The organism is Halomonas sp. ND22Bw, assembly GCF_003011945.1.
GTDB classification, from domain to species: Bacteria; Pseudomonadota; Gammaproteobacteria; order Pseudomonadales; family Halomonadaceae; genus Halomonas; species Halomonas halophila.
In genome coordinates this window covers 1-254 of the sequence record NZ_PXWD01001316.1, presented here as the reverse complement: position 1 = coordinate 254, position 254 = coordinate 1, and the positions used below count along the sequence as shown (strand labels likewise).

The following is a 254-nucleotide window of genomic DNA, read 5'->3' as shown; positions in this document are numbered from 1 at the left end:
ATAGAGGATGGAAAAGGCGAACAGGTCCCGCGCCGGTTTGGCCTGGACCTTGACGTCATACAATGCGGCCTCGCGTCCCACGGCCTCGGCCTTGTCCGGCTCGTCGCCCGCGCGCGAGCGATAGAGACGCACCGCCAGGCCCAGGAAGCCCAGGCCGCCCGCGACCGACACGACCAGATAGATGATTCCCCCCAGGCCCGCGAAGGCCGGGGCGATGGCGACCGGCACGAAGACCAGGGTGTAGAGCAGGATCT

General features: G+C 67.7%; 1 protein-coding gene. It reads right to left on the bottom strand.

All coding sequences use genetic code 11. The features are described 5' to 3' along the window. On the bottom strand, positions 1 to 254 hold a 254-nt coding region (locus CVH10_RS22445), incomplete at both ends, for a hypothetical protein (protein ID WP_219925016.1).